We start from the raw sequence: 23483 nt of genomic DNA, 5'->3' as shown, positions 1-23483 counted from the left end.
TTTCAGTTCCAAGACATGGAATAAAAACGAAGGCTTTTACTCTTTTTTAAAGAACTCCTTACTGTTCGGTCTTTCACGAGGAGTTAAATTAATGATGAAATACCCAATAATTAGAACCAGAATTGCAAGTGAATAAAATAATGTATATACTGGGTGATCGTGATCAACAATAATGATTCTTACTAATGCTGTTATGCCGATATAAATAAAATATCTAATCGGGAAATGGTATTCTTCTTTAAAGTATTTAACAATCATCGTAATAAACTCAAAATATAAAAAGAAGATAAGGATATTGGCAAGAAAAAGCTTATAGTCCTCGCTGCCTTTTTCCTGCAAAATTTGACTGAAAATGATTAATTCCTTTATTAATAAAAAAGAAAGGATAATGGCTAATAATACGAGAGAAATGTTCAATAACAATTGGAAAACCTTAGAGATAAGGTGCCAGTGAACTGTCCCTACAGTTTTCTTTTCTACAATATGCGGCTCCCATGTGTTTATATAGGCTAGGGGTGAGAGCTCCTCTAAATTTTGTTTATCATCAATAGTCATTTGATAATGTTTCATTTCATTCCTCCTCTCAAAAATTTTTAGTGGATCCACATTTATGATTATGATTGGAATCAATTGTCTTGCCAACTAATTTGTAACATATTCTAACAAATAATTTAGAATATTCGGATTATATATTTTTTTTTAAAAATACCATGTTAGACAATCTACCATTTTCTGTACAATCCATTAGCGTATGTTTTCCACTAAATGTTGGCATTCCCCATATAAGGTTAGGACCTTCCGTATATCGGATAGGTCTATGCAATATATAATCTAAAACACCCAATATCCTTATCTTGCTTTTCTAAAGGACCTATATTCCTTTTCAAGTTCACTTAAAGTCAACTCAAAAAGGTGTTTGTCATCTTTTTTATAAGTACCCAAGGTAATCACTTACCCATTAAATATTGTATTTTCTTCTCAACAGCATCCCGAAGAATATTATTCATTCGAAAGTAATGACTGAAAATTTCACCTATATCCGGAAAGATTTGAGAGCCTTTGAAAGAGATGTAAATGCAAGCATTGAGCTTTTATTTAAAGAGAGAGTCGACATAAAGTGAAAAGTTAATAAGCTTGAACAGTCAAAAAATTAAAAACAAAAGGGAATAGGTGCTCTGTCCGCAAATTCGCCAGCGATAAATGGAATAAAGTTGATGGGAGATAAATTTATTAGTCAAATGAATAGGTGTTCTAATGACTCCCTTTCATGTAAAATAAAAATGGACAAGATTAAAAAAATGAATAAACAAGGCATGGAGGATAAAAGGTGACTTATCAACTTAACAAGTGTTTTAAAATGTTTACATTAAATTCAAATCGCGAGCTGGCGCAAGAGATGGCAAGACTTCTGGGCTGTGAGCTGGGGAAAAGCTCAGTCACTCAATTTAGTGATGGTGAAATCCAGATTAATATCGAAGAAAGTGTCCGAGGAAGTGAAGTGTTTTTAGTTCAATCCACTTCAGAACCAAATAATGAACATATCATGGAGCTTCTCATCATGATTGATGCCCTGAAAAGAGCTTCAGCCAAAATGATCAACGTTGTGATCCCTTACTATAGCTATGCACGTCAAGACCGAAAAGCCAGATCCCGGGAGCCGATTACAGCGAAATTAATCGCCAATCTTTTGGAAACAGCAGGTGCAACCAGGGTGCTGACCATGGACTTTCATGCACCGCAAACTCAGGGCTTTTTTGACATACCGGTGGATCATCTAACTGGTATTCCAATCCTTACAGATTATTTTGAGAAAAAAGGATTAGAAGATATCGTCATTGTTGCACCACATAATGGCGGTGTTGTCAGAGCAAGAAAAATGGCAGGCCTATTAAATGCTCCAATTGCCTTAATTGATCGCCGTCGCCCTGAACACAGTGTGACTGAAATCAGGAACATTATTGGAAATATTGAAGGGAAAAATGCCATTATTATTGATGATTTAATTGATACCGCCGGAACCATTACTTCCGGTGCTAATACTTTAGCGGAGAAAGGGGCTAAAGCGGTATACGCATGTTGTACCCATGCTGTTCTCTCCGGTCCGGCCATTAGCAGAATCGAATCATCCGCCATTAAAGAATTAGTGGTGACAAACACCATTAAGCTGCCGGAAGAAAAGCTGATCAATAAAATTACCAGTTTATCCGTTGCACCATTGCTTGTAGAGGCGATTGACCGTATTCACAATGAAAAAGCAGTAAGTCCTTTATTTGAATAACCAAAAATGATTGAAAAAAGGGTATCCCATATGGGACACCCTTTTTCTATAGATTGATTCGTTCGTTTAATATTAATTTTTAAAAGGTATGAATCTATACAGCTTTTTCCTTCATTTTTTCAACAACGTCTTTTTGAATGGTTTGGTTATCTCCAATTAAGGTAATTTCACCAAACGGATGTTTTTCTCCCACTTTAATATTCGCTTCAATTACCGTTCCGCTGCCGATAACAGCCCGGTTAATCACCGCATTTTCACCGATTGTGGTACCCGGCAAAATCACGGAATCTTTAATGACAGCTCCGTTACCAACGGTCACGCCATAAAAAAGAACGGAATTTTCTACCTTCCCAAACACCTTACTGCCTTCACTAACTAACGATCCCTGTATACTAGCCTTTTCGTCCAAATACAAGGGCGGCTGGGAAGTTTCATGCGTATAAATGGACCAGTCTTCATTTTGTAAAATTGGATTGCTTTTAATTGAAAGTAGATCCATATTCGCTTCCCATAAGCTATGAATGGTTCCGACATCCTTCCAATATCCTTGGAAACGATAAGCATATAAATTGCGACGATCATTTATCATCGAAGGGATAATATCCTTCCCAAAATCCTTTGATGAAAATGGGTTTTTTTCTTCTTTTTCTAAATATTTTTTTAATAGTTTCCAATTAAAAATGTAAATGCCCATCGATGCGAGGTTTGATTTAGGCTGTTCCGGTTTTTCTTCAAAATCTACTATTTCATTCGATTCAGGATCGATATTCATTATTCCAAACCGATTGGCCTCATTCCATGGTACGTTGATGACAGAAATGGTGGCATCCGCTGAAGTTTCAATATGCTGCTTTAACATTTTACTGTAATCCATTTTATAAATGTGATCACCTGAAATAATGAGAACATACTCAGGGTTGTAACTTTCAATATATCGAAGGTTTTGATAAATAGCATGGGCGGTGCCTTCATACCATCTTTCCCCCGCTTCACATTGATAGGGTGGAAGAATGGTGACACCTCCGTTTCTTCGGTTTAAGTCCCAATGCTTACCATCGCCAATGTAATTTTGAAGTGTATGAGGTTGATACTGTGTCAAAACACCAACAGTATCAATCCCGGAATTACGGCAATTGCTTAATGTAAAGTCAATAATTCGATACTTTCCGCCAAAAGGAACGGCAGGTTTTGCTATGTATTGGGTTAATTCTTTTAATCGAGTACCTCTTCCCCCTGCTAGTAGCATGGCTATACATTGTTTTTTAGTCATCGTTGCCTCCATGTTAAAAAATTTGTGTTTTTATTCGAGTTATAATCGATCATCTTCCCATAATTTGTAATAAAACTCTTCTAATTCTAAATCTTCTTCTTCATTTATCGTAAAAGTTTCTTCCAACTTTTTTGTATCTAATAGATTTTGCATCAAATAGTGTCTCCTTTCATGTTGTAGCGTTACAATCTGTGTTTCATTTTAACAAACATGGTAATAAGACAAAAACAAATAATTCCGACTTTTACAAACATTATTCGACAGAAATTAAATAAAGTGATGAGTAGTCGTTATTATATTAAAAATTTTAATGAGAATCTTCCCTTTTCCTGTCGAATTATATCGACGAAAAATTATAGTAATCATTTGGAAGCGTATTTCATTTGCTTGGTACAAGTTAGTGTGAATGGAAAGAAAATGCGGAAAATGGACAGGAGGGATTCCGAACTGGCCAAAATGAATTAACCATACGACTACTCAATTTACGAAAATTTTACTTTCGATAGTATCATTCCTATCTGTTATTTGATGTTAAAATAAGATTATTATTACCATTGGAGTTTCGATCAAAATCAGGGCAATAAAAATGGTGACGAGAATAAAAAATACATAAAACAGGTGATAAATAGTGAATGATGACAACAATTATGTTTGGTATGCAAGCTATGGTTCAAATATTAATTCGGAGCGATTTTTATGTTATATAAAAGGTGGACAAGCAGAGGGTTCAGCCCAAGTTGAGCCAGGGTGTAAAGATGCATCCCTTCCGATCAATGAATCACCTTTCACTATTGGCCTCCCCCTATACTTTGCAAAAGAGGCAGCAAAATGGGAATCTCAAGGGGTTGCCTTTTTAGGATTAAACGAAAACACAGGCAGTACTACATATAGTAAGAAATATTTAATCACTGTCGGACAGTTTCTGGATGTGGTCAAACAGGAAAATGATGGTGTGGATGTTGAGATTAACTTAAATGAGGTCAAAGAGAAGGGTTCAATCATTTTTCGACGCCATTCCTGGTATGGAAATATTCTGTACTTGGGGGAGGATAAAGGTTATCCGATTTTTACATTTACTGCCCCGTGGGATATAAATGACAAAGAATGGAAGAAGCCTTCCAAAGCATACTTAAAAACAATTAGTAAGGGATTAAAAGAGTATTATTCGGATGATGAACTCTATCATTATTTTCAAACTAGACCGGGCATAAAAGGTAACTATTCTGATGAGGAATTAGCGAGAGTTATTTTAGAATAATATACTATGTTTTGTCGGGATGCAGAAGCCGTTTTTCTTTTTTGAAAAACGGCTTTTCGTGTTAGTGGTGCTGAAGAAAAATCATCTGTTTATAGCAATCATTTTTTGTTATAAAATAAATGAAAAGAAAGTGACCGATTTATATAATAGAAAATCGTAGGGTGTATATAAATCCTTTGGAACAGTGTCTTTTTGGTATAGGGACACGACTGTATGGGGGAATGATTTATGGCTGTTGTAAAATCAGTGAAAATCGATGGTGAGAGTATCCATGTATTTAAAAGCGCGACATATATTTTAGAATCAAGTACAGGTTTTACTTTTGTATTAGATATGATTGTTAGTGAGGTTACTGTAAAAAAATATAAAAATGAGGAAACCCTCATTATTGAGATAGAATTGGAAGATGGCAGAATTATAAATTCAATCATGTTTTTGAAAATCCTTACAGGAGGATTGCCGCAGCTTAATTTATTCTGTCAACTGGAGGACATTCATGAATATGAAGATTTCGATCTGGTGAACGAAAATGATTCATGGTTTCCTAATATCGAAGAAGGTATCACATTAGAAGAAATAAGAAAAGTGGAAATGCCTAATGAAGACGTTAGTTTAAAATTAAAGCTGCCGATTGACCAGGTCGAATGGTTAAAAAAGCAAAAAAAGGGACATGTAAATGAAATGTTCAAAGAATTCATTTATGATTATTGGGAAAAAAAGAATTTCAAATGAGTACCAGCTCTTTTTAATTTAATAGGTTAACTTCCAGTTGGCTATTTCTTCGTATGTGTAGAGATCAGCCATTTAATTACCATAGAATCATTGGTTCCCCTTATTAATATAGTGTAATAAAGTCTAAACCGAGGAGGATCCAATGTATTTATTAAAATCAATTTCGGATGACGTCAAGACTGCCCAATTAGACTTTCAGAAAAAATCAAAATCGAAACGGGTGGTATTAGGTGCCCTTTTCGCCAGTTTCGCAGCTGTTCTCCAAGCAGCAGGAGGTTTTTTACCAGGAGTAGGATATTTTATCAGCCCATTATCGACAGGACCAATTCTTTTCTGTTCAATGCTTTCCGTTCCGCTTGGATTTATAACCTATATACTAACGAATCTATTGCTGCTTATCCTACAGCCTAGTGAACTGATTGTGTTCCCGTTTACGACAGGGCTGCTAGGACTTGGAACCGGGGCGGCATTTTACTTTTTCAAAAAGAGGTTGACAATCATTGGCAGTGGTGGTGTAATATTATCCCTTGGAGTAATTAGCTTATTATATGGTTTCAAATTTCCAGTCCTAGGTCCAGCAGCTTCTGATTCCTTTTCTTTTCTTACAACCGGTTTCATTTTTTTATTTGCTCTCATTTATAATTGGATTTGGGTCGACATCGGCTTACTTTTCTTTAAAAGATTAAAAAAATTATATCTTAGTAATCAACCACGCCGGAATTCATAACCGTACCCTGGCCAAAATACATTTTTCCATCAGGTCCAAAAATGACACGGTTGTTATGGTGGTCACCGAAGCTCGGTAACCCCGTTAAAACATCCTGCTTTGACACATCCGGTTTTACCATAGTAATTGAGCCGCGATGGGCAACATAGATATTCCCCTTATAAAAAGTAATCCCTGTCAATGGCGGTTTAAATCAGTCATAAAACGGCCATTAAAGCCATGAAGAAAGTTTTGATAGAAAGCCGGGGAATTCTGTCCTTCAAAAGGGCCAGTCGTGCCTTACACCACTTTGTATCCTAAGGGAGGAATTAATAAATGCCACAGTTAATTTTTAAAGGAATTTCAGTTGATCAAGTGAAAAAAATTAGTACTCCATTGGTACAGGAACTAGCAAATCTATGTGTTTGTGAAACAGACAATTTTACATTAGAAGTAATCCAATCTACTTTTGTTTTTAATCAAAAGGACGTCCCGGGATTTCCTTTTATAGAAGTGAAATGGTTTGATCGTGGCCTGGAAATCCAAGATCAATTTGCAAAAATCACCACAAAATACATTCATTCCCTAGACATTCCTGAAGTGGAAATTGCCTTTAGTGTATTTTTAGAATCTGCGTATTATTTAAACGGTACTAGTTTCGAATGATTGATTGATATGGTAAACCACCCGCCGGCAAAACTATGCTGGCCAGGATTATCTTACATTGAGTTACATAGAGTAAAAAAGATAATTAATTTTATAAAATTAGGAGAATAAAAGCTTATGAATGTTTTAATGATCCACTTTCCGGCAGAAGGCCATATTAATCCGACAATTGGCATCGTAAAGGCATTAATAAATCGCGGAGATTCTGTGTTCATTTTATAACCACTGAAGAATATTCCAGAACCAACAAAAAGATGTTCAGACCGCGTACTGTGTCTGAACATCTTTTTGTTTTATTAAATAGCTTCTTCCCTTTTTGAAGTTGAAGCAGCTTGAGAATGCTCCCAACATTCAATGCCTTCAGGATTTTCAATACAATCTTTATAAAAGACAGGATCTTGACCAGCTTTTTTCTGTTTCATGTAATCCGTTAAAGCAGCAAAAGCCATTTTTGATAGTAATGTAATAGCAATCAAGTTGATGATGACCATAAAGCCCATAAATAAATCCGCTAAATCCCATACAAGTTGGACCTTTGCAACGGAACCGAATAGAATCATGGCTACCACGCTTATGCGATATACCATCAACCATACTTTACTTGTGTGTAAGAATCGAATATTTGTTTCTCCATAATAATAGTTCCCAATTAACGCACCGAATCCAAATAGGAAAATAAAGATCGCAAGACTACCTGATGCCCAGGAACCGACGTGTTCACTTAATGCAGCTTGTGTAAGGGCAATTCCCTCTAACCCTGGTTGTTTCCAAGCATCAGAAAGTAAAATAATAAATGCAGTGCTTGTACAAACAATCAGTGTATCCGTTAATACACCAAATGCTTGAATAAGTCCTTGTTTAACCGGATGACTGGTTGTTGCTGTTGCGGCCACGTTTGGCGCACTTCCCATACCCGCTTCATTTGAGAATAAGCCACGTTTCACTCCATTCATGAGCGCAGCACCGATTGTACCGCCTGCCATTTGTTGAAGTCCAAACGCGTTTTTAACAATAAGAGAAAGAATTTCCGGCATTTTAGTAATGTTCGTAGCTATGATAAATAAGGCAATACCAATGTATAACACAGAAAGAATCATAACCTTATATTCCGCCATTTTGGCAATACGTGTTACACCGCCAAAGATAATCACAGAGAAAACAAGTGCCATGATAATCCCTAACGTTAAACGATGTGTACCAAATGAGTTCTCAAACGCAATAGAAACGGTATTTGATTGTACAGAATTGAATACAAGACCGAAAGAAATCGTAATTAAAATGGAGAATATTACGCCCATCCAACGTTTGTTTAATCCTTTTTCCATATAATAGGATGGGCCGCCGCGGAAACCATTTGTATCTTTTACTTTATATACTTGCGCTAACGTACTTTCAATAAAGCTGGATGCTGAGCTAATAATCGCAATAATCCACATCCAGAATACCGCTCCAGGACCGCCTAACGCAATCGCAATCGCGATTCCTGTGATATTACCTGTCCCAACGCGGGCGGCCATACCAACACAGAACGCTTGAAATGGGGAAATTTCGTCTTTGGAACCCTTTTTCCCTTCCATTAAAACACGGACCATTTCCTTTAACATTCGAAACTGTACAAACTTCGTTTTAAATGTGAAATAAATCCCGCAAGCCACAAGCATAATAATTAGTAATTTTGACCAAAGGAAATCATTTGTTACACCAACCATATTTTGTAGTAATTGTTGCATTTTACCACTCCTTGTTAAGATTTAGTAGTTTATAATGAAGCAGTTAGGACATCAGTTAGAAAGACGATGGTTTAAGTCGAAGTAGTCAGTGCCGGCGATGGTGCCGCCTACTGCTGGAATTTTAATGTAGGATCATCTGTTAACAGGGTTTAATACATCAGCCTCATTTGAAGAGTTAGCTAATCATCCGTAGAGACATGGGTGCTAATACAGCGGAAGATCATGTTTTCTTTGTCGCTCTGGTAAGAAACACCATTGAAATGTAATTTTATTATGTTATGTATTGATGTTGTACCACTCCTTTCATGGCCATATACGTATTTGTTAAAGCAGTAGATGTATAAATTTCATCAGAAAGCAATTCTTGAAAGGGCCTTGATGGGCACCCCCATGGTTGACGAAACAAGACTGTAATCCCTTCTACTTCTTACCTCGTCACTGGGATGTTTCGAAATTGAAAACTTACAAATATTGTAAAGCGCTTTCATGTTTCTTCTCTCTAACAAAAACGTATTTTTAATTTATAATAGAAACTATATAAACACACAGGAAACTACAAAAATCTACAAAAATAATTTTAAAAGTTCAAAAAAGTGAGTCTATTTTACAAATTTTGGTGTAAATAGTGTAAAAGAAATGCTAAGAAGTAAAAAGTAGGGCTAAACTTGCTTAGTGTCGACAATCTGAAGTTTGATTCCATTAAACTTTTTACTATAAAAAAATGTAATGATGCTATAATGATTTGAAAGTTTCAAGTCAAGTTATCCAATGAGGAGGGAGTTATTTGGTCGGTGTTCAAAGCCTGCTCCTAAATATATTTTTGATTTTATGCTCAATTTCTTTGAGCTTTATGATTATTTTAAATCAAAGACAGAAGAACAATAAGCTTGAAATGAAAAGGAAGCTCGTTATTCTTTTCTTAGCAGCATTTACTATTATATTGTGTATGTCATTTCCATTTTCGATGGTTCCGGGATATCTATATGACTTAAGAATTATTCCATTGCTTTTAGGAATGCTGTATGGAGGATATCGGGTAGGGGGAATATTAACCGCTGTCTTATTTGTATATAGATATTATTTGGGTGGAGATGGGTTTTATACAACGATCTATGCTTATTCAATCATCGTTTCTATTACGTTTTTTTGCATGGCTAAATATAAAACTTCTACCATTCAAAAGAAATTTTTTATTGGATTAAGCCTGGCCTTTTTCGCCTCATTCTTGGTCACACTTATTAGTTATATAAGGATGGCCGGTTCGGCGAAACTTTTGGACCATCAAATTGGTACGTTTTTTGTAATCTACTGTTTGCTACATGTTGTAGCTATGTGGATGGCAATCTATATTATTGAAATGATGCAGGAAAATCTTATTCTTTGGAAGGAAATTGAACGGGCTGAAAAAATGTATGTTTTAGGAGAGCTTGCGGCATCAATAGCCCATGAAATCCGAAATCCAATGACTGTCATTCGGGGATTCGTTCAACTTATGGGCAGTCAAGAAATCTCTAACAAAAATAAAGATTATATGAAGTTAGTCATTAGTGAAGTAGATAGAGCTGAGTCTATTATTGAAGATTATTTGTCATATGCGAGGCCTCAAATCGATCAAAAAGCAGCAATTGAAATCGGGGAAATAATGAACCGGATTATTCGTATTCTTGAAGGCTTTGCCATAATGCAAAATGTGCAAATCTCGTATAACATACATGGATCATTATCGGTAATGGGTGACTCCAAAAAACTTAGCCAAGCCTTAATTAATTTCTTGAAAAATGGAATAGAAGCAATGCCGGACGGAGGTAAGCTTCAAATTCTTTGCTATAAAAAAGAACATAACGTCATCATTGATATCACTGATAATGGTGTTGGAATGGAAAGAGCAGAAGTAGAAAGACTAGGGAACCCGTTTTATTCAACTAAAGAAAAGGGAACTGGCTTAGGATTAATGGTTAGTTATAAAATTATCGAGGCGATTGAAGGTAAGATACAAGTTAACAGCAGGAAGGGAATGGGAACGACATTTTCTATTATTTTGCCGGGCATTAAAGAAAGTAACTCTGTTTTAAAAAACAACTCGTTTTAAAATGCCTTACTCTCGGATAGAGTGCCATCACTCTCGGATAAAGCACCTAACTCTCGGATAGAGTGACTTTGCACCTGGTAAGCTACATTCTTCCAGACAAGAACCTCCAGATAAAACGATATGGTCCTATCAGTTTAACAAAACTGCTTGGGCTTTTTTTCTGCTAAAAACCAACGAATAGAGTCGAGGAAAACGGAGTACTGTAAGTTATTTGCATAAGCGGACGCTTATTTTATGAAGGAAAACTTAAGGAATGAGAGATAAATATATAGATTGAAAGATTTTTATCAAAAATAATGTTAAAATACGTTCTTTTAAAACAAGTAGAACAATTGAACTTCTGCCTTTTTTGAAAGTTTTGAATTGGGATGGTGATTACATATGAAGGAAATCAATAAACTGCAAGAACTAGATTTATATAAACCAATTCAGAGGTGTTTTTTACGTGAAGGTTATGAGGTTTACGGTGAAGTGAAAGATTGTGATATGGCTGCCGTAAAGGGTGATGATTTAGTTATCATCGAATTAAAGCTCACGTTAAGTGTGGATTTACTGATACAGGCAGCAAAAAGGCAGCGGTTAACGGATATAGTTTACGTGGCGATCCCAAAACCAAAATACCGCTTGAATTCAAAGCGTTGGGCAGATAAATGCCATTTAATTCGAAGGCTTGAGCTGGGTTTAATTGTTGTCTCTACCTCAGGGAAAGGGTTAAAAGCAGAAATACTCTTTCATCCAACGCCATTTAACCGTAAAAAAAGCAGGGGGCAAAACAGGCTTAAGAGGGAAGCGGTTTTGAAAGAAATCAGCGGCCGGAGCGCAGACTTCAATGTAGGGGGAAGTAATCGAACCAAAATTATGACTGCCTATAAAGAAAATTGTATTCAAATCGCTTGTTACCTTGATCATTTTGGTCCATTATCACCGAAGGAGCTCTTTCAAATGGGAACCGGGGATAAAACTTCCTCTATTTTAACGAAAAATTTTTATGGTTGGTTTGAAAAAATTAAGAGGGGTACCTATGTCATTAGTGAGAAGGGGAGAGAAGAAGTAAAAGAATATCAGGAACTTTTGAACTATTATTTAAAAGATAAGTGTTTGAAATCGGATTGAAAGCGAAATTGGGTCACTGACATCCCCTTTGTGAAAGATCTCCATGAATGGATTGAAATAATTCACCAGTTTAAAACAAAAATTAATATTTGTGAAAAAAACAAATTGACTTTTCTGAATAATCTATATTATACTAAAGTTGTTCAAAATGGTAAAAATTAGTTTTATATTATAAAACAAAAAAATAAAATTTCATGCCCATTATTCATTCTGTAGATCGACCTCTTAGAATTCCGGACTTACTCGACGTACTCTTACAAAAGAGCTAAAGAAAGCAGAAATATGTAAGCAGATGATTTTGAACAAAAGCACTTTTCATTTTTTATTGAAAACTCACTCAGACAAAATTTAACTGAACAACTGGGATATGGGACTCCTAATAAATAAACGGGTCCCATATCTAATGTTTATATTTAAGAACCGAGTTTTATAATATAAAACTTTTTTCGAAGGAGGAAACTATATGCGTATAATATAGATGAAATTCTGTTCCCGTTTAAAAAAGAAGGAGCTCATCTATTCGTTTCCACCTCGGAGTTAGACCACCAAGCCCAAGACCAAAATACTTCTCTTGAAAGAGCTACCTCCAATTCCATAATCTCTAAAAAAACTATCATTGCTAGTCCTATTCACTTACCTGAAGTGTGGGCTGGCATGTCATCAATAGGTCTAAAAAGTATCCAGTTAACCCTAATGATGAGCATTAAAATATAAAGGAGAAATAGTATGCAAACAATAACAAAATTTCATGGAATTATTCCACCAGTAAGTACAATATTACATAAAGACGGACGTATTGATGAAAAGGGTATGGGAAATCTGATAGATTTCCTAATCAATTCAAAGGTAGATGGGCTTTTCTTTCTAGGTACCGGAGGTGAGTTCAGCCAAATGTCTGTGGAATTAAGAAAAGAAGTGGCTGAATTTGCGGCCCAGTATGTAGATGGGCGTGTGCCTGTTTTAATTGGAACAGGCAGCACAAGTACAAAGGAGACCATTTCACTAAGCTTACATGCAAAAGAGATAGGGGCAGATGGCATTGTTGTCATTAATCCTTATTTCTGGCCTCTATCTGAAGATCATCTTTTTCAACATTATGGTGATATTACTAAAAGTGTTGATTTACCGATTCTTTTATATAACTTTCCGCAATTGACTGGTCAAGATTTATCGCCTGAATTTGTCCTTAAGCTAGCGGAGGCGTATCCAAATATCATCGGTATTAAGGAAACCGTTGAGGCTGTGGGACATATAAGGGAAATGATTCTAAAGGTAAAGCAAAGAAAACCCGATTTCGCTGTGTTTTCTGGATATGATGATCACCTCTTAAATACATTATCCCTTGGAGGAGATGGTTCGATTCCTGCAACAGCGAATTTCGCGCCGGAACTCTCAATCGGTATCTATCAAGCTTTTAAGCAAGAAAACTATGGCAAAGCAATTGAATTGCATCGCAAGTTGGCTCTTTTACCGCTTTTATATAAACTTGATTCACCTTTTGTAAGCGTTGTTAAAGAGGCGCTTTGTCTAAGGGGAATAGAAGTTTCCACAGATGTTTTGGCGCCGGCCCGTCCGCTTAGCGATGATAAGAAGGAACAAGTAAAAATCATGTTAAATCAAGTTTTAGATAAAGCTAGTATTCCTTTATAGAGGGATGAATAGTATTCCTCTGAAAAAATATCACTTTTCGTTTTTGCAATCGTTTTATTTCGTTCGCTTGGTGGCGATGGAGCACTCCTGAATAAAAATAGAATCGATAAAGGAAAACACACCGATGATCATAATTTGTTTTATGTAGCTTCATGTTTGGGATAATTTGTTGCTCTGCTAAAGCAGACGTCATCTGAATGATAAAAACAAATGGGACCCAAATTTACTATTTGTCTATCAAAACTGTGTTATATAATGTAAAACAAATACTTGCATGCGTACGATTCTTTTTTTACAACAATGAAATTTCATTCCGGCTGCTGTTGAACATGAAGAAACATGGAAAGGGAATGGTTGGTTTAAAGAATCTGAACGGTGATGTTTTCAGTTCTAACAATGTGGATTGCATTTTTGAGGAGAACATTGAAGTAATTAAAAACAGCCAATAAGCTAGTCAAATATCTAAATAAAGGAGATTGAAAATGAAACCAAAAGTATTTATCGCGTTGCCGATTCCTCCGCAGGCAGAGGCTTTTATCGCTGAGCATTGCGAGTACCGAAAATGGGATTTTAATGAACCGATTCCGCGTGAAATCTTGTTAAAGGAGATTGTAGATATAGACGGATTGCTCATGGTCGGGGGGAAAATAGATCAGGAGCTGCTCAACTGTGCTCCCAGATTAAAAGTGGTCAGTAATATTTCCGTTGGATACAACAACTTTGATTTAGAGGCCATGAAGAAAAAAGCAGTTTTAGGAACAAATACTCCTTCTGTGTTGGATGAAACGGTTGCGGATTTGGTACTGGCGTTGGTGTTGGCGTCGGCAAGAAGAATTCCGGAGTTGGACAGGTACGTGAAAGATGGAAAGTGGAAAAAAGGATATGATGGAATGTTGTATGGAGTAGATGTCCATCATGCCACGATAGGGATTATTGGAATGGGCCGAATTGGTGAGGCAATCGCCAAAAGAGCTAAATATGGATTTGATATGGATGTTCTTTATTATAGCCGGACAAGAAAAATCAAAGCTGAGGAAAACCTTGGTGCCCATTACTGTGCCATGGAGGAACTCTTACAAAAATCCGATTTTGTTGTGCTGATGACCCCTTTAACCCCTGAAACAACACGTATAATGGGACATCAGGAATTTTCACTCATGAAGGATACCGCCTTTTTTATTAATGCTTCCCGAGGTCAGACCGTCGATGAACAGGCTTTGCTGGAGGCCCTTGTGAATGGAAAGATACGCGGGGCTGGAATGGATGTGTATGAACAGGAACCAATCGATCCAGAACACCCTTTATTAAAAATGCCGAATGTCGTGACACTGCCGCACATCGGTTCAGCTACGGAAAAGACCCGTTTAGATATGGCGATGCTTGCTGCAAAGAACCTGGTTCAGGCTTTAAAGGGAGAACAGCCGCCAAATATTGTCGATGAACTAAGAGGTGTGAGCTTATGAAGACTGTTTCTTTTCTGAAGGATAAAATTTTTTCTTTAGGTGTTAAAACAAAAAAGGGAATTTTAGATGTTCCTGCTGCACTTGCTGTCTATCCGGAAATGCATGCACCTGCTACAGTCATGAAATTGATTGCTCAGGGAGAGAAGGGGAAAGAAAAGTTGGCTGCTCTTGTAGATAGAGCCTATGGAGATGACGATTTGTTTCTTGCCGAAGAAACAGTATGTTTTGGTGCTTGTGTCCCGGAACCCCGGAAGATTATCTGTGCAGGGCTGAATTACAAAAAGCATGCAATTGAATGCGGTATGGCTTACCCTCCAGCCCCGCTTCTTTTCAGCAAATTTGAAAATGCACTGGCCGCACACGGCGAGGATGTTCCGCTTCCGGCTAAGTCAAAGGAGGTAGATTATGAGGCGGAATTAGCCATCGTAATAGGTAAGGAAGCAAAGTGTGTAAAAAGGGAAGCAGCACTATCCTACGTTTATGGCTATTGTAATGCAAATGATTTATCTGCCCGCGATCTGCAGTTTCAATCATCGCAGTGGCTTCTCGGGAAAACTTGCGATAAGTTTTGCCCGATTGGTCCATATTTGGTGAGCAGTGATGAGATAGACGACCCTAACCAATTAAGAATTCGTACGATTGTCAATGGCGAAGTGCGGCAGGATTCTACTACTTCGGATATGATTTTTACCTGCGAGGAAATCATTAGCTACATTTCAGAACATATGACCCTTTATCCAGGGGATATCATTCTGACAGGCACACCAGAAGGAGTGATTATGGGCTATTCAGAAGAAAAGCGTGTTTGGTTAAAAGATGGAGACGTAGTAACCATCGAAATTGAAAAAATGGGCCGCTTGACCAATACTTTAAAACAACTCTAGATCACCTTATAGTTGTTTTTCCCCATGGGGGAGTTACCTATTATAAAAACTTCTTTTATAAAGGCTATTTTCGCATAGATTGTTGTTTTTCGTATAAGTTTATCAACCCGTATAATTAGAAGCTTCGTGGCATCTTTTCGTAAGAACATTTGCGAAAATTGCCTAGAAACTTAGTAAATGAACTTTATAAAGTTTCAAAAGCAACAAAGTTTACGAAAAAAGCCTTTATAAAATAGAAAGACAATCAATATTTTTATAAGTATTTAAATTAACAGAGTAAATGTACCTTCATTGAAAATCAATTTCATATTACAACCAAATTGAAAGCGTTATTAAAATGGAATCCTTTTTCAATAATGATTATTCTACCTTTTGTAAGAGGGGCAGCAGAACCGAGTAAGCCTGGCAAAAGTCACAATAAAGAAATAGTTTGGATAATCCAAATATTGAGATTATCTCCGGGCCGGAGAATCTTTCTTTTAAAAATGGCGAACCTTTACAGATTGAAAAATTTGCAAAAAATAGATAAAAATCCTAAAAAATAAATTGACTCTTCTGAATAATTTATACTATACTAAAATTGTTCATAATAGTAAAAAAGGGTTTTATAATATAAAACAAAAAAGGTGAAACCACATGCCCATTATTCAATCAGTAGAACGAGCTCTTCGAATTCTAGACTTATTCGACGAACATGCAACAGAGCTAAAGATAACAGAAATAAGTGAGCGGATGGGTCTAAACAAAAGCACCGTTCATTCTTTGTTAAAAACTCTCCAAACACATGGCTATATCAGACAAAATTCAGAAAATGGAAAGTATGAATTGGGAATGAAGCTGTTTGAACGAGGAAATTATGTGATTCATTCTTTGGATATCAGACATTTGGCTAAAAAATACTTACTGGATTTATCTGTAAAAACAGGGCAGACCACTCATCTGGTCATCTTGGATGGCAAAGAAGGCGTATATGTTGATAAAGTGGAAGGATCCATGGCTACGATCCGTTATTCCCGAATAGGGAGACGAATCCCCCTACATTGTTCAGCTGTTGGTAAGGCGTTGATCGCTTTTAGGAAACAAGCAGAATTAAAAAAGATTTTAAGTGAATATGTCTATACAAAGCAAACAGAATATACTATTTCAAATGAAGCAGACTTTTTACGTGAGCTAGAAAAGGTTCGCCTACAAGAATACGCAATAGACAACCAAGAAAACGAACCGGGCGTTCGCTGTATTGCTGTACCAATTCGAAATCATGAAAATCAGGTGATTGCCGCGATCAGCCTTTCAACTCTTATCGCTCGTATAGATGAGACTCAGTTAAAGGAGTTTGTTGCTCTACTTAAGCAAATAGGCTCCGAATTATCTGAACAAATGGGATATGGGACACCAATTAGATAAAAGGGTCCCATCCCTAATGTTCAAATATAAGAACTGAGTTTTATAATATAAAACTTTTTTTGGGAGGATTACTATATGCGTATTATTCGTTACTTAAATGAAAAGTCAGTACCCGTTCTAGCTGCTTTAACAAAGGAGGGGCTCATTTATTCGCTCCCGCAAAAAGACTTCTTGGAGTTAGCTCAGCAAGCCCAAGAACAAAATACTTCTCTTCTTCTCTTTGTTGAAAGCGCTATCGATGCTTTAGATCCAAATCCCCAACCTCTAGAAAAACTATCCTTGCTAGTCCCAATTGAAGCTCCTGAAGTGTGGGCATCGGGTGTTACTTATGAAAGGAGCAGAGATGCCAGAAACTTCGAGTCTGCAGACGGAAAAATTGGTGCAACTACTTTCTATGACAAAGTCTATGATGCAGAACGCCCCGAACTTTTTCTTAAATCTACTGCAGCAAGAACCGTTGGCCCAAATGATAAAGTATATCTTCGAAACGATTCCCATTGGCAAATCCCTGAGCCGGAATTAGGGCTTGTCATCAATAGCAGGGGAGAAATTTTAGGATATACCATTGGAAATGACATGAGCTGCCGTGATATTGAGGGGGAAAATCCGCTTTATTTGCCTCAAGCAAAAATCTGGAGAAATTCCTGCTCTATTGGTCCTGCCATTCTTCTATCAGAAGCAGTTAAAGACCCTTATCAGTTTGATATCACATGTAGAATCTACCGAAACGGCGAGAAGGTGGTGGAAGGAAATGCCAATACCCGCCAATTAAAGCGGAGATTTGATGAGCTTGTTTCTTACCTCCTTAAAGACAATCAGATTTTTAATGGTACTGTTTTATTGACAGGCACATGTATTGTTCCCCCAAATGAATTTACCTTGGCGGAAGGAGACCAAATAGAGATTGAAATTTCTGATATTGGGGTTTTACAGAATACAGTACGTCTGGCAAATACAGTTGTCCCCAGTTTGTAAGCTGCTATCTAAAAATTTTTATAAAAAAAACAATAAAAAGTAGGGGAGATTTTTGATGAGTATCGCTTTTAAAACGGTGATGATGAAACCGAACGATAAAGTGGCTGTTGCTTTAATGAATATCCCGGCAGGGAGTCATGTCCAGGTCACATGCCAGGGGAAGAGCTTTGACGTGGAACTAAAAGAAACCATTGAATTCGGGCATAAATTCGCTGTCAAGCCAATCTCCAAAGGGGAGGATATTCTTAAATATGGCGAAGTGATAGGTTCAGCTACTGCTGATATAGATTCAGGTGAACACGTTCATATTCATAATCTAGAAGGAAAACGAGGGCGAGGGGATCGAATTGAATAATGAAATGAAGTTTTGGGGATATAGGCGCGCAGGCGGTCAAGTTGGTGTAAGAAACCATGTGTTGATTTTGCCCACGATTACCTGTGCAACCCAGGCAGCTAAAAAAATTACGGAATTAGTGCAAGGCACGGTCTCATTCATTCATCAGCATGGATGTGCACAAGTAGGGGTCGATTATGAACAAACATTCCGGACTTATGTAGGAATGGGCGCCAATCCGAATGTTTATGGAGTCGTTGTTTTAGGACTTGGCTGTGAAACTCATCAAGCACGAAGTGTAGCTGGAGAGATTGCCAAGACAGGAAAGCCTGTAGAAGTGGTTTCCATACAGGACCATGGCGGAACACTTGGCGCCATTGCAGAAGGAGCTAAAATCGCAGCGAAAATGGTACAGGATGCTTCCGCTCAAATGAAGGTACTCTGTGATTTCAGTGAGCTTATTATCGGAACAGAATGCGGCGGTTCGGATGCATGTTCCGGTTTATCCGCCAATCCTGCCGTAGGTGTCGTTAGCGACATGCTTGTCGATCGCGGAGGTACGGCCATTTTAGCAGAAACGACAGAACTAATTGGTGCAGAACATCTATTGGCAGAGCGGGCCGTGGATGACCGGACAGCCCAGCGTGTATATGAGGTCATCGGTGCCATGGAAAACCGGGCCATTAAGATGGGAGTAGATATTCGTACTGGGAACCCAAGTCCTGGAAATATCAAGGGAGGCTTGAGTTCTCTTGAAGAAAAATCGTTAGGCGCTTCGAATAAGTCCGGGAGCAGACCCTTGCAGGAAGTGATCGATTATGCTCAGGTCCCATCCAAAAAAGGACTGGTATGGATGGATACACCGGGACATGATATTGAGCAGCTAACGGGGATGGTTGCCGGAGGAGCTCAAATTGTATTGTTTACCACAGGAAGAGGCACTCCTACCGGATCTCCAATCGCACCAGTCATCAAGATTGCGACAAATACAGGATTATTTGAAAGAATGGGAGATAACATCGATTTGAACGCCGGAACCATTATCGAAGGAAAAGAGTCGATTGAATCTGTCGGTCAGCAAATTTTTGATGAAATCGGGCTTGTTGCTTCCGGAAAGCTTACGAAAGCTGAAATTCTTAAGCAGCATGATTTCGGTATCTGGCGCATCGGCCCGACATTTTAAGGATATGGAAAGGAGTATTGATCATGACCACTACAACGCAGGTAAAAACATATTTTAACTATATTAACGGAGAATGGGTATCATCTCGCAGAAAAAAAGTCGAAGCAAGAATTAATCCAGCTAATAAAAACGAAATTGTCGGCTACATTCAGAGCTCGACAGATGAAGATGTTGACAAGGCTGTGGCAGCAGCTAAAAGGGCGCAAAAAGAATGGCGCAGCCTCTCGGGAGCTGAACGCGGTGACTATCTCTATAAAATCGCTAACAATCTGGAACGGCGTCTGAATGAGGTTGCAGAAACGATGACAAAGGAGATGGGGAAAACGTTCGCTGAAGCCAAAGGGGAGACGATGCGCGGTGTCGCTATTCTACGTTACTATGCGGGTGAGGGCTTGCGCAAAATAGGTGATGTTATTCCGTCCACTGACAGTCAGGCGTTAATGTTTACGACACGCGTTCCGCTTGGAGTCGTCGGGGTCATTTCCCCGTGGAACTTTCCGGTAGCCATCCCGATCTGGAAGATGGCACCTGCATTGATTTATGGAAATACAGTCGTTATTAAACCTGCACAGGAAGCGGCTGTTACAGCGGCAAAGATCATTGAGTGTATGGATGAGTCCGGCATTCCCGCCGGTGTAGTAAATATGGTAACAGGGGCCGGATCTGAAGTTGGCACGGCAATCGTCCACCATTCAGACGTTAATGGTATTACGTTCACAGGCTCAAACGCCACCGGGAAACGAATCGGGCAGGCCGCACTGGCCCGTGGGGCGAAATATCAGTTGGAGATGGGCGGAAAGAACCCTGTCATCATTGCAGCGGATGCTGATTTGGACCTCGCGGTGGAAGGAACGATCGGCGGCGGTCTTCGTTCGACAGGTCAAAAATGTACAGCTACAAGCCGGGTATTCGTCCAGGCAGAGGTTTATGATACCTTTAAACGGAAACTGCTTGAAAAAGTAAAAGAAATTACAATCGGAAACGGCATGGAAGGCGGCACATGGATGGGACCGTGCGCCAGTGAGAGTCAGCTCAATACTGTCCTTTCTTATATTGAAAAAGGAAAAGCAGAAGGTGCTACATTACTATACGGCGGCGAACGTTATGCTGAGAACGGAACCGAAGACGGCTTTTATGTCCAACCGACTATTTTTGAGGATGTAACGAATGGGATGGCCATCGCCCAGGAGGAAATCTTCGGTCCGGTACTGGCCCTCATTAAAGTGGATACGTTCGAAGAAGCATTGGCGCTTGCTAATGATGTCGAATTTGGGCTTAGTGCCTCCATTTATACGAAAGACATAAGTAAAATGATGTCTTTCATCAATGAAACAGAGGCTGGACTTGTGCGCATCAACGCTGAAACCGCCGGTGTTGAATTACAAGCACCATTCGGCGGTATGAAACAGTCAAGCTCACACTCCCGGGAACAGGGGCAGGCAGCGATCGAATTCTTTACCGCTATTAAAACCGTATTTGTAAAAGCATAGACAGAATAGATGCAGATCGATCGTTCCCTAAAAATTTTTCTACGATTTTTAGGGGACGGTAAACTTCTGAATATATAGTTTAAAAATCCTATAATCATACACGATCAGTTTTAAAGGATTGGCATTGAAACTGAAAATTTTAAAACTTCGAACTTTTTCCACTACAGACCATGCATAATGATGTCCCTAAACGATGAAAAGGATTTATGAATAATCATTTCATTAATTGGAAGCGGTTTCATATTATAAAATTCTATTTTTGGAGGTTTTTAAATGAGAGAAATAAGTGATAAGAGAACGAAGGTTCGGTGGAAAATAGCATTTTTCATGTGGGCAGCGATAGCCATTAATTATTTGGACCGAACAGTACTCTCTGCCACGACTCCCACTATAATGAAGGAATTTGGAATAAATGCAGCACAAATGGGGATTGTCATGTCAGCTTTCTTTTGGACCTATGCGTTATTTCAGATTCCTGCCGGATGGCTGGCTGACAAGGTTGGCCAGCGATTCTCTCTTGCTTTAAGCGTTGCTTGGTGGTCAATCGCCACTGCATTAACAGCTGCTAGTCAAGGTTTAAGATCCCTTGTATTATTTCGTACCCTATTAGGAATTGGTGAGGCAGGAGCATATCCAAGCAATGCCGGTGTGACAGCAAAATGGTTCCCTGATCAAGAACGTACAAGAGTGTCTGCTATTTTTGACAGCGGTTCCAAAGTTGGTACAGCGATAGCCATGCCGTTTGTTGTTTGGTTAATGACTGCCTTTGGATGGGAAGTTCCGTTTATTGTATCCGGTCTGTTAGGATTAATTTGGGTAGCCATTTGGTGGGCCTATTATCGTGATCCGGAAAAGCATATGTATGTAAACAAGGAAGAACTAACCTATATTCGTGACGGGCAGATCAAAAAGGATGGTCTTGATAAAGAACAGCCGATGAAATGGTATCAACTTCTTAAATATCGTAATATTTTAGCGATGTGTGTTGGGTTTTTCATGTTAAACTATGCTATTTATTTCTTTATCACTTGGTTTCCGACCTATCTTGTACAAGCACGCGGCTTCCAATTGATGAAAATGGGTTGGGTATCAATGATTCCTCCTCTATTTGGTTTAGTAGCTGAACTCTTGGCGGGGTGGTTTTCCGACCGTCTTTACACAAAGGGCTACTCCTTAACCTTTGTTCGTAAATTGAACCTTGGGGGAGGTATGTTATTGGCAACCTCGATTGCATTTGCGGGGCTGGTTAATTCAGCGGTTCTCTCAATAGCCTTATTATCTATTTCCTATGCAGGGTTAACGACTGCTGCATGTGCTATTTGGTCACTTCCCGGAGACGTAGCACCTGTAAATATGACTTCAGTGGTTGGCGGACTTCAAAACTGTGTTTCAAATATGGGAGGTATTTTAGGACCAATTGTAACTGGTTTTATCATTGCTACTACTCACTCATTTACGCCGGCACTCATAGTGTCAGGAGTGGCTACCTTAATCGGTGCTTTAACCTATCTTTTTTGGCTTGGAAAAGTTGAACCGATTGTTCCTAAAACAACTGGTAATCTAGGAAAAGTAGATAAGGAACCTGTAAACATTTGAGAATCCGGCAAGCCCATTAAATACCATTAAAGGCATAATAATACCCGATTTCTTACAGGATATCGGGTATTTTATTATTTAACCTAATTTGATTAAAACTGAACCATAAAAGAGGGGCTTGTCATCGTTTAAATAAGGAAGCCGTTTTTCTTTTTGAAAAACGGCTTTTACTGCTGGTATTGTTTGGAATGATTACTGGAGAGAAGCTGCAACTGTTTATAGCAAACATGTTTTGTTATAAAATTAGACTAATTAGGTATCTATGAATAGTGAAAAGCCAGTGACCGATTTTTAAAATTTATAGTATTTTTAGTAAATGTAGGGTGAACGAAAATGATTCATGGTTTCCGAATATAGAAGAAGGCATCACATTAGTGGAAAAAAGAAAAGCGGAAATGCCAAATAAGATGTAAGTTTAAAATTAAAACTGCCAATCGACCAGGTGGAATGGTTAAAAAATTAAAAAAAGCAGGATTAAATGAATTGTTTAAAGAATTTATTTATGAATATGGAAAAGACGGGATTCCAACTGAATTTAGAGCTTTTTCCTCACTATTATCAGAGGTTTTCCCTGGATGCAAGAACGAAACAATGTAAATCCATTGTTAAAATTATATTTTAACTTCATCATGGCGATACTTTGAATTAATTTTATTAATCTG

20 protein-coding genes and 1 pseudogene are annotated in these 23483 nt (G+C 38.1%); 17 read left to right on the top strand and 4 right to left on the bottom strand.

The genetic code is table 11. The features are described 5' to 3' along the window. Window positions 1-36: 36 nt before the first annotated feature. Both psiE and AC3ANV_RS15690 read right to left on the bottom strand, forming a co-directional pair. Window positions 37-570 carry a phosphate-starvation-inducible protein PsiE gene (gene psiE, locus AC3ANV_RS15695; protein ID WP_488309643.1) on the bottom strand — a complete coding sequence of 178 codons (534 nt, stop codon included), beginning with the start codon at window positions 568-570 and terminating at the stop codon, window positions 37-39. Window positions 571-849: 279 nt separating this feature from the next. Next, window positions 850-959: pseudogene (locus tag AC3ANV_RS15690) on the bottom strand (Fur-regulated basic protein FbpA). Window positions 960-1357: 398 nt separating this feature from the next. Here AC3ANV_RS15690 and AC3ANV_RS15685 point away from each other — a divergent pair. Next, window positions 1358-2278: a ribose-phosphate diphosphokinase gene (locus AC3ANV_RS15685; RefSeq protein ID WP_488314249.1), complete on the top strand. Its 921-nt coding sequence runs from the start codon at window positions 1358-1360 to the stop codon at window positions 2276-2278. 94 nt (window positions 2279-2372) lie between these two features. Here the strand turns inward: AC3ANV_RS15685 and AC3ANV_RS15680 are convergent, their stop codons facing one another. Further along, window positions 2373-3548 (bottom strand): glucose-1-phosphate adenylyltransferase, encoded by a 1176-nt coding sequence (locus tag AC3ANV_RS15680; RefSeq protein WP_488309642.1) that lies wholly within the window; start codon window positions 3546-3548, stop codon window positions 2373-2375. 628 nt (window positions 3549-4176) lie between these two features. Between AC3ANV_RS15680 and AC3ANV_RS15675 the strand changes: the two genes are divergently transcribed. From AC3ANV_RS15675 to AC3ANV_RS15660, 4 genes are all read left to right on the top strand, one after another. Continuing rightward, window positions 4177-4806 (top strand): hypothetical protein, encoded by a 630-nt coding sequence (locus AC3ANV_RS15675; RefSeq protein WP_488309641.1) that lies wholly within the window; start codon window positions 4177-4179, stop codon window positions 4804-4806. A 228-nt stretch (window positions 4807-5034) separates the two neighbouring features. Next, window positions 5035-5538 carry a hypothetical protein gene (locus AC3ANV_RS15670; RefSeq protein WP_488309640.1) on the top strand — a complete coding sequence of 168 codons (504 nt, stop codon included), beginning with the start codon at window positions 5035-5037 and terminating at the stop codon, window positions 5536-5538. A 142-nt stretch (window positions 5539-5680) separates the two neighbouring features. Then, entirely contained in the window at window positions 5681-6265 is a 585-nt protein-coding gene (locus AC3ANV_RS15665) for a hypothetical protein (protein WP_488309639.1), read from the top strand. Window positions 6266-6580: 315 nt separating this feature from the next. Then, the gene (locus AC3ANV_RS15660) at window positions 6581-6910 is read left to right on the top strand and encodes a DUF1904 family protein (RefSeq protein WP_488309638.1); all 330 of its coding nucleotides are present in this window, start codon (window positions 6581-6583) and stop codon (window positions 6908-6910) included. 296 nt (window positions 6911-7206) lie between these two features. Here the strand turns inward: AC3ANV_RS15660 and AC3ANV_RS15655 are convergent, their stop codons facing one another. After that, the gene (locus AC3ANV_RS15655) at window positions 7207-8640 is read right to left on the bottom strand and encodes an alanine/glycine:cation symporter family protein (RefSeq protein ID WP_488309637.1); all 1434 of its coding nucleotides are present in this window, start codon (window positions 8638-8640) and stop codon (window positions 7207-7209) included. A gap of 784 nt (window positions 8641-9424) precedes the next feature. Here AC3ANV_RS15655 and AC3ANV_RS15650 point away from each other — a divergent pair. The 12 genes from AC3ANV_RS15650 (at window position 9425) to AC3ANV_RS15595 (ending at window position 23418) form a co-directional block, all read left to right on the top strand. Then, window positions 9425-10729, top strand: a complete 1305-nt coding sequence (locus AC3ANV_RS15650; RefSeq protein ID WP_488309636.1) for an ATP-binding protein — start codon at window positions 9425-9427, stop codon at window positions 10727-10729. 381 nt (window positions 10730-11110) lie between these two features. Next, a complete protein-coding gene (locus tag AC3ANV_RS15645; RefSeq protein WP_488309635.1) occupies window positions 11111-11842 on the top strand; it encodes a DUF2161 domain-containing phosphodiesterase in 732 nt (243 codons plus the stop codon). Between the two features lie 726 nt (window positions 11843-12568). After that, complete coding sequence (locus tag AC3ANV_RS15640) at window positions 12569-13492, top strand: dihydrodipicolinate synthase family protein (RefSeq protein WP_488309634.1); 924 nt, start codon at window positions 12569-12571, stop codon at window positions 13490-13492. A 482-nt stretch (window positions 13493-13974) separates the two neighbouring features. Further along, the gene (locus AC3ANV_RS15635; RefSeq protein WP_488309633.1) at window positions 13975-14955 is read left to right on the top strand and encodes a 2-hydroxyacid dehydrogenase; all 981 of its coding nucleotides are present in this window, start codon (window positions 13975-13977) and stop codon (window positions 14953-14955) included. After that, window positions 14952-15839 carry a fumarylacetoacetate hydrolase family protein gene (locus AC3ANV_RS15630; protein ID WP_488309632.1) on the top strand — a complete coding sequence of 296 codons (888 nt, stop codon included), beginning with the start codon at window positions 14952-14954 and terminating at the stop codon, window positions 15837-15839. The genes AC3ANV_RS15635 and AC3ANV_RS15630 overlap by 4 nt, the downstream gene beginning before the upstream one ends. A gap of 636 nt (window positions 15840-16475) precedes the next feature. Then, on the top strand, window positions 16476-17243 hold the full coding sequence (locus AC3ANV_RS15625; protein ID WP_488309631.1) for an IclR family transcriptional regulator: 768 nt from the start codon (window positions 16476-16478) through the stop codon (window positions 17241-17243). A gap of 75 nt (window positions 17244-17318) precedes the next feature. Next, a complete protein-coding gene (locus AC3ANV_RS15620; RefSeq protein WP_488309630.1) occupies window positions 17319-18218 on the top strand; it encodes a fumarylacetoacetate hydrolase family protein in 900 nt (299 codons plus the stop codon). 55 nt (window positions 18219-18273) lie between these two features. After that, window positions 18274-18573 carry a UxaA family hydrolase gene (locus AC3ANV_RS15615; RefSeq protein WP_488309629.1) on the top strand — a complete coding sequence of 100 codons (300 nt, stop codon included), beginning with the start codon at window positions 18274-18276 and terminating at the stop codon, window positions 18571-18573. 4 nt (window positions 18574-18577) lie between these two features. After that, window positions 18578-19735 (top strand): UxaA family hydrolase, encoded by a 1158-nt coding sequence (locus tag AC3ANV_RS15610; protein ID WP_488314248.1) that lies wholly within the window; start codon window positions 18578-18580, stop codon window positions 19733-19735. Window positions 19736-19758: 23 nt separating this feature from the next. Further along, window positions 19759-21225 carry an alpha-ketoglutaric semialdehyde dehydrogenase GucD gene (gucD, locus tag AC3ANV_RS15605; protein WP_488309628.1) on the top strand — a complete coding sequence of 489 codons (1467 nt, stop codon included), beginning with the start codon at window positions 19759-19761 and terminating at the stop codon, window positions 21223-21225. Between the two features lie 273 nt (window positions 21226-21498). Beyond that, on the top strand, window positions 21499-22821 hold the full coding sequence (locus AC3ANV_RS15600; protein WP_488309627.1) for an MFS transporter: 1323 nt from the start codon (window positions 21499-21501) through the stop codon (window positions 22819-22821). Between the two features lie 447 nt (window positions 22822-23268). Beyond that, window positions 23269-23418, top strand: a complete 150-nt coding sequence (locus AC3ANV_RS15595; RefSeq protein ID WP_488309626.1) for a hypothetical protein — start codon at window positions 23269-23271, stop codon at window positions 23416-23418. The last annotated feature ends 65 nt before the right edge of the window (window positions 23419-23483 follow it).

It is taken from the genome of Neobacillus sp. DFD-2R (assembly GCF_057747865.1).
This window is presented reverse-complemented; position numbering and strand designations above follow the sequence as displayed.

Bases quoted from the DNA above. Each gene is read 5' to 3' on its own strand.
- AC3ANV_RS15660 (WP_488309638.1), top strand. From the start codon at position 6,581: ATGCCACAGTTAATTTTTAAAGGAATTTCAGTTGATCAAGTGAAAAAA.
- AC3ANV_RS15620 (WP_488309630.1), top strand. From the start codon at position 17,319: ATGCGTATTATTCGTTACTTAAATGAAAAGTCAGTACCCGTTCTAGCT.
- AC3ANV_RS15610 (WP_488314248.1), top strand. From the start codon at position 18,578: ATGAAGTTTTGGGGATATAGGCGCGCAGGCGGTCAAGTTGGTGTAAGA.
- AC3ANV_RS15630 (WP_488309632.1), top strand. From the start codon at position 14,952: ATGAAGACTGTTTCTTTTCTGAAGGATAAAATTTTTTCTTTAGGTGTT.
- psiE (WP_488309643.1), bottom strand. From the start codon at position 570: ATGAAACATTATCAAATGACTATTGATGATAAACAAAATTTAGAGGAG.
- AC3ANV_RS15655 (WP_488309637.1), bottom strand. From the start codon at position 8,640: ATGCAACAATTACTACAAAATATGGTTGGTGTAACAAATGATTTCCTT.
- AC3ANV_RS15625 (WP_488309631.1), top strand. From the start codon at position 16,476: ATGCCCATTATTCAATCAGTAGAACGAGCTCTTCGAATTCTAGACTTA.
- AC3ANV_RS15680 (WP_488309642.1), bottom strand. From the start codon at position 3,548: ATGACTAAAAAACAATGTATAGCCATGCTACTAGCAGGGGGAAGAGGT.
- AC3ANV_RS15665 (WP_488309639.1), top strand. From the start codon at position 5,681: ATGTATTTATTAAAATCAATTTCGGATGACGTCAAGACTGCCCAATTA.
- AC3ANV_RS15600 (WP_488309627.1), top strand. From the start codon at position 21,499: ATGAGAGAAATAAGTGATAAGAGAACGAAGGTTCGGTGGAAAATAGCA.
- AC3ANV_RS15615 (WP_488309629.1), top strand. From the start codon at position 18,274: ATGAGTATCGCTTTTAAAACGGTGATGATGAAACCGAACGATAAAGTG.
- gucD (WP_488309628.1), top strand. From the start codon at position 19,759: ATGACCACTACAACGCAGGTAAAAACATATTTTAACTATATTAACGGA.
- AC3ANV_RS15635 (WP_488309633.1), top strand. From the start codon at position 13,975: ATGAAACCAAAAGTATTTATCGCGTTGCCGATTCCTCCGCAGGCAGAG.
- AC3ANV_RS15645 (WP_488309635.1), top strand. From the start codon at position 11,111: ATGAAGGAAATCAATAAACTGCAAGAACTAGATTTATATAAACCAATT.
- AC3ANV_RS15640 (WP_488309634.1), top strand. From the start codon at position 12,569: ATGCAAACAATAACAAAATTTCATGGAATTATTCCACCAGTAAGTACA.
- AC3ANV_RS15595 (WP_488309626.1), top strand. From the start codon at position 23,269: ATGGTTAAAAAATTAAAAAAAGCAGGATTAAATGAATTGTTTAAAGAA.
- AC3ANV_RS15670 (WP_488309640.1), top strand. From the start codon at position 5,035: ATGGCTGTTGTAAAATCAGTGAAAATCGATGGTGAGAGTATCCATGTA.
- AC3ANV_RS15685 (WP_488314249.1), top strand. From the start codon at position 1,358: ATGTTTACATTAAATTCAAATCGCGAGCTGGCGCAAGAGATGGCAAGA.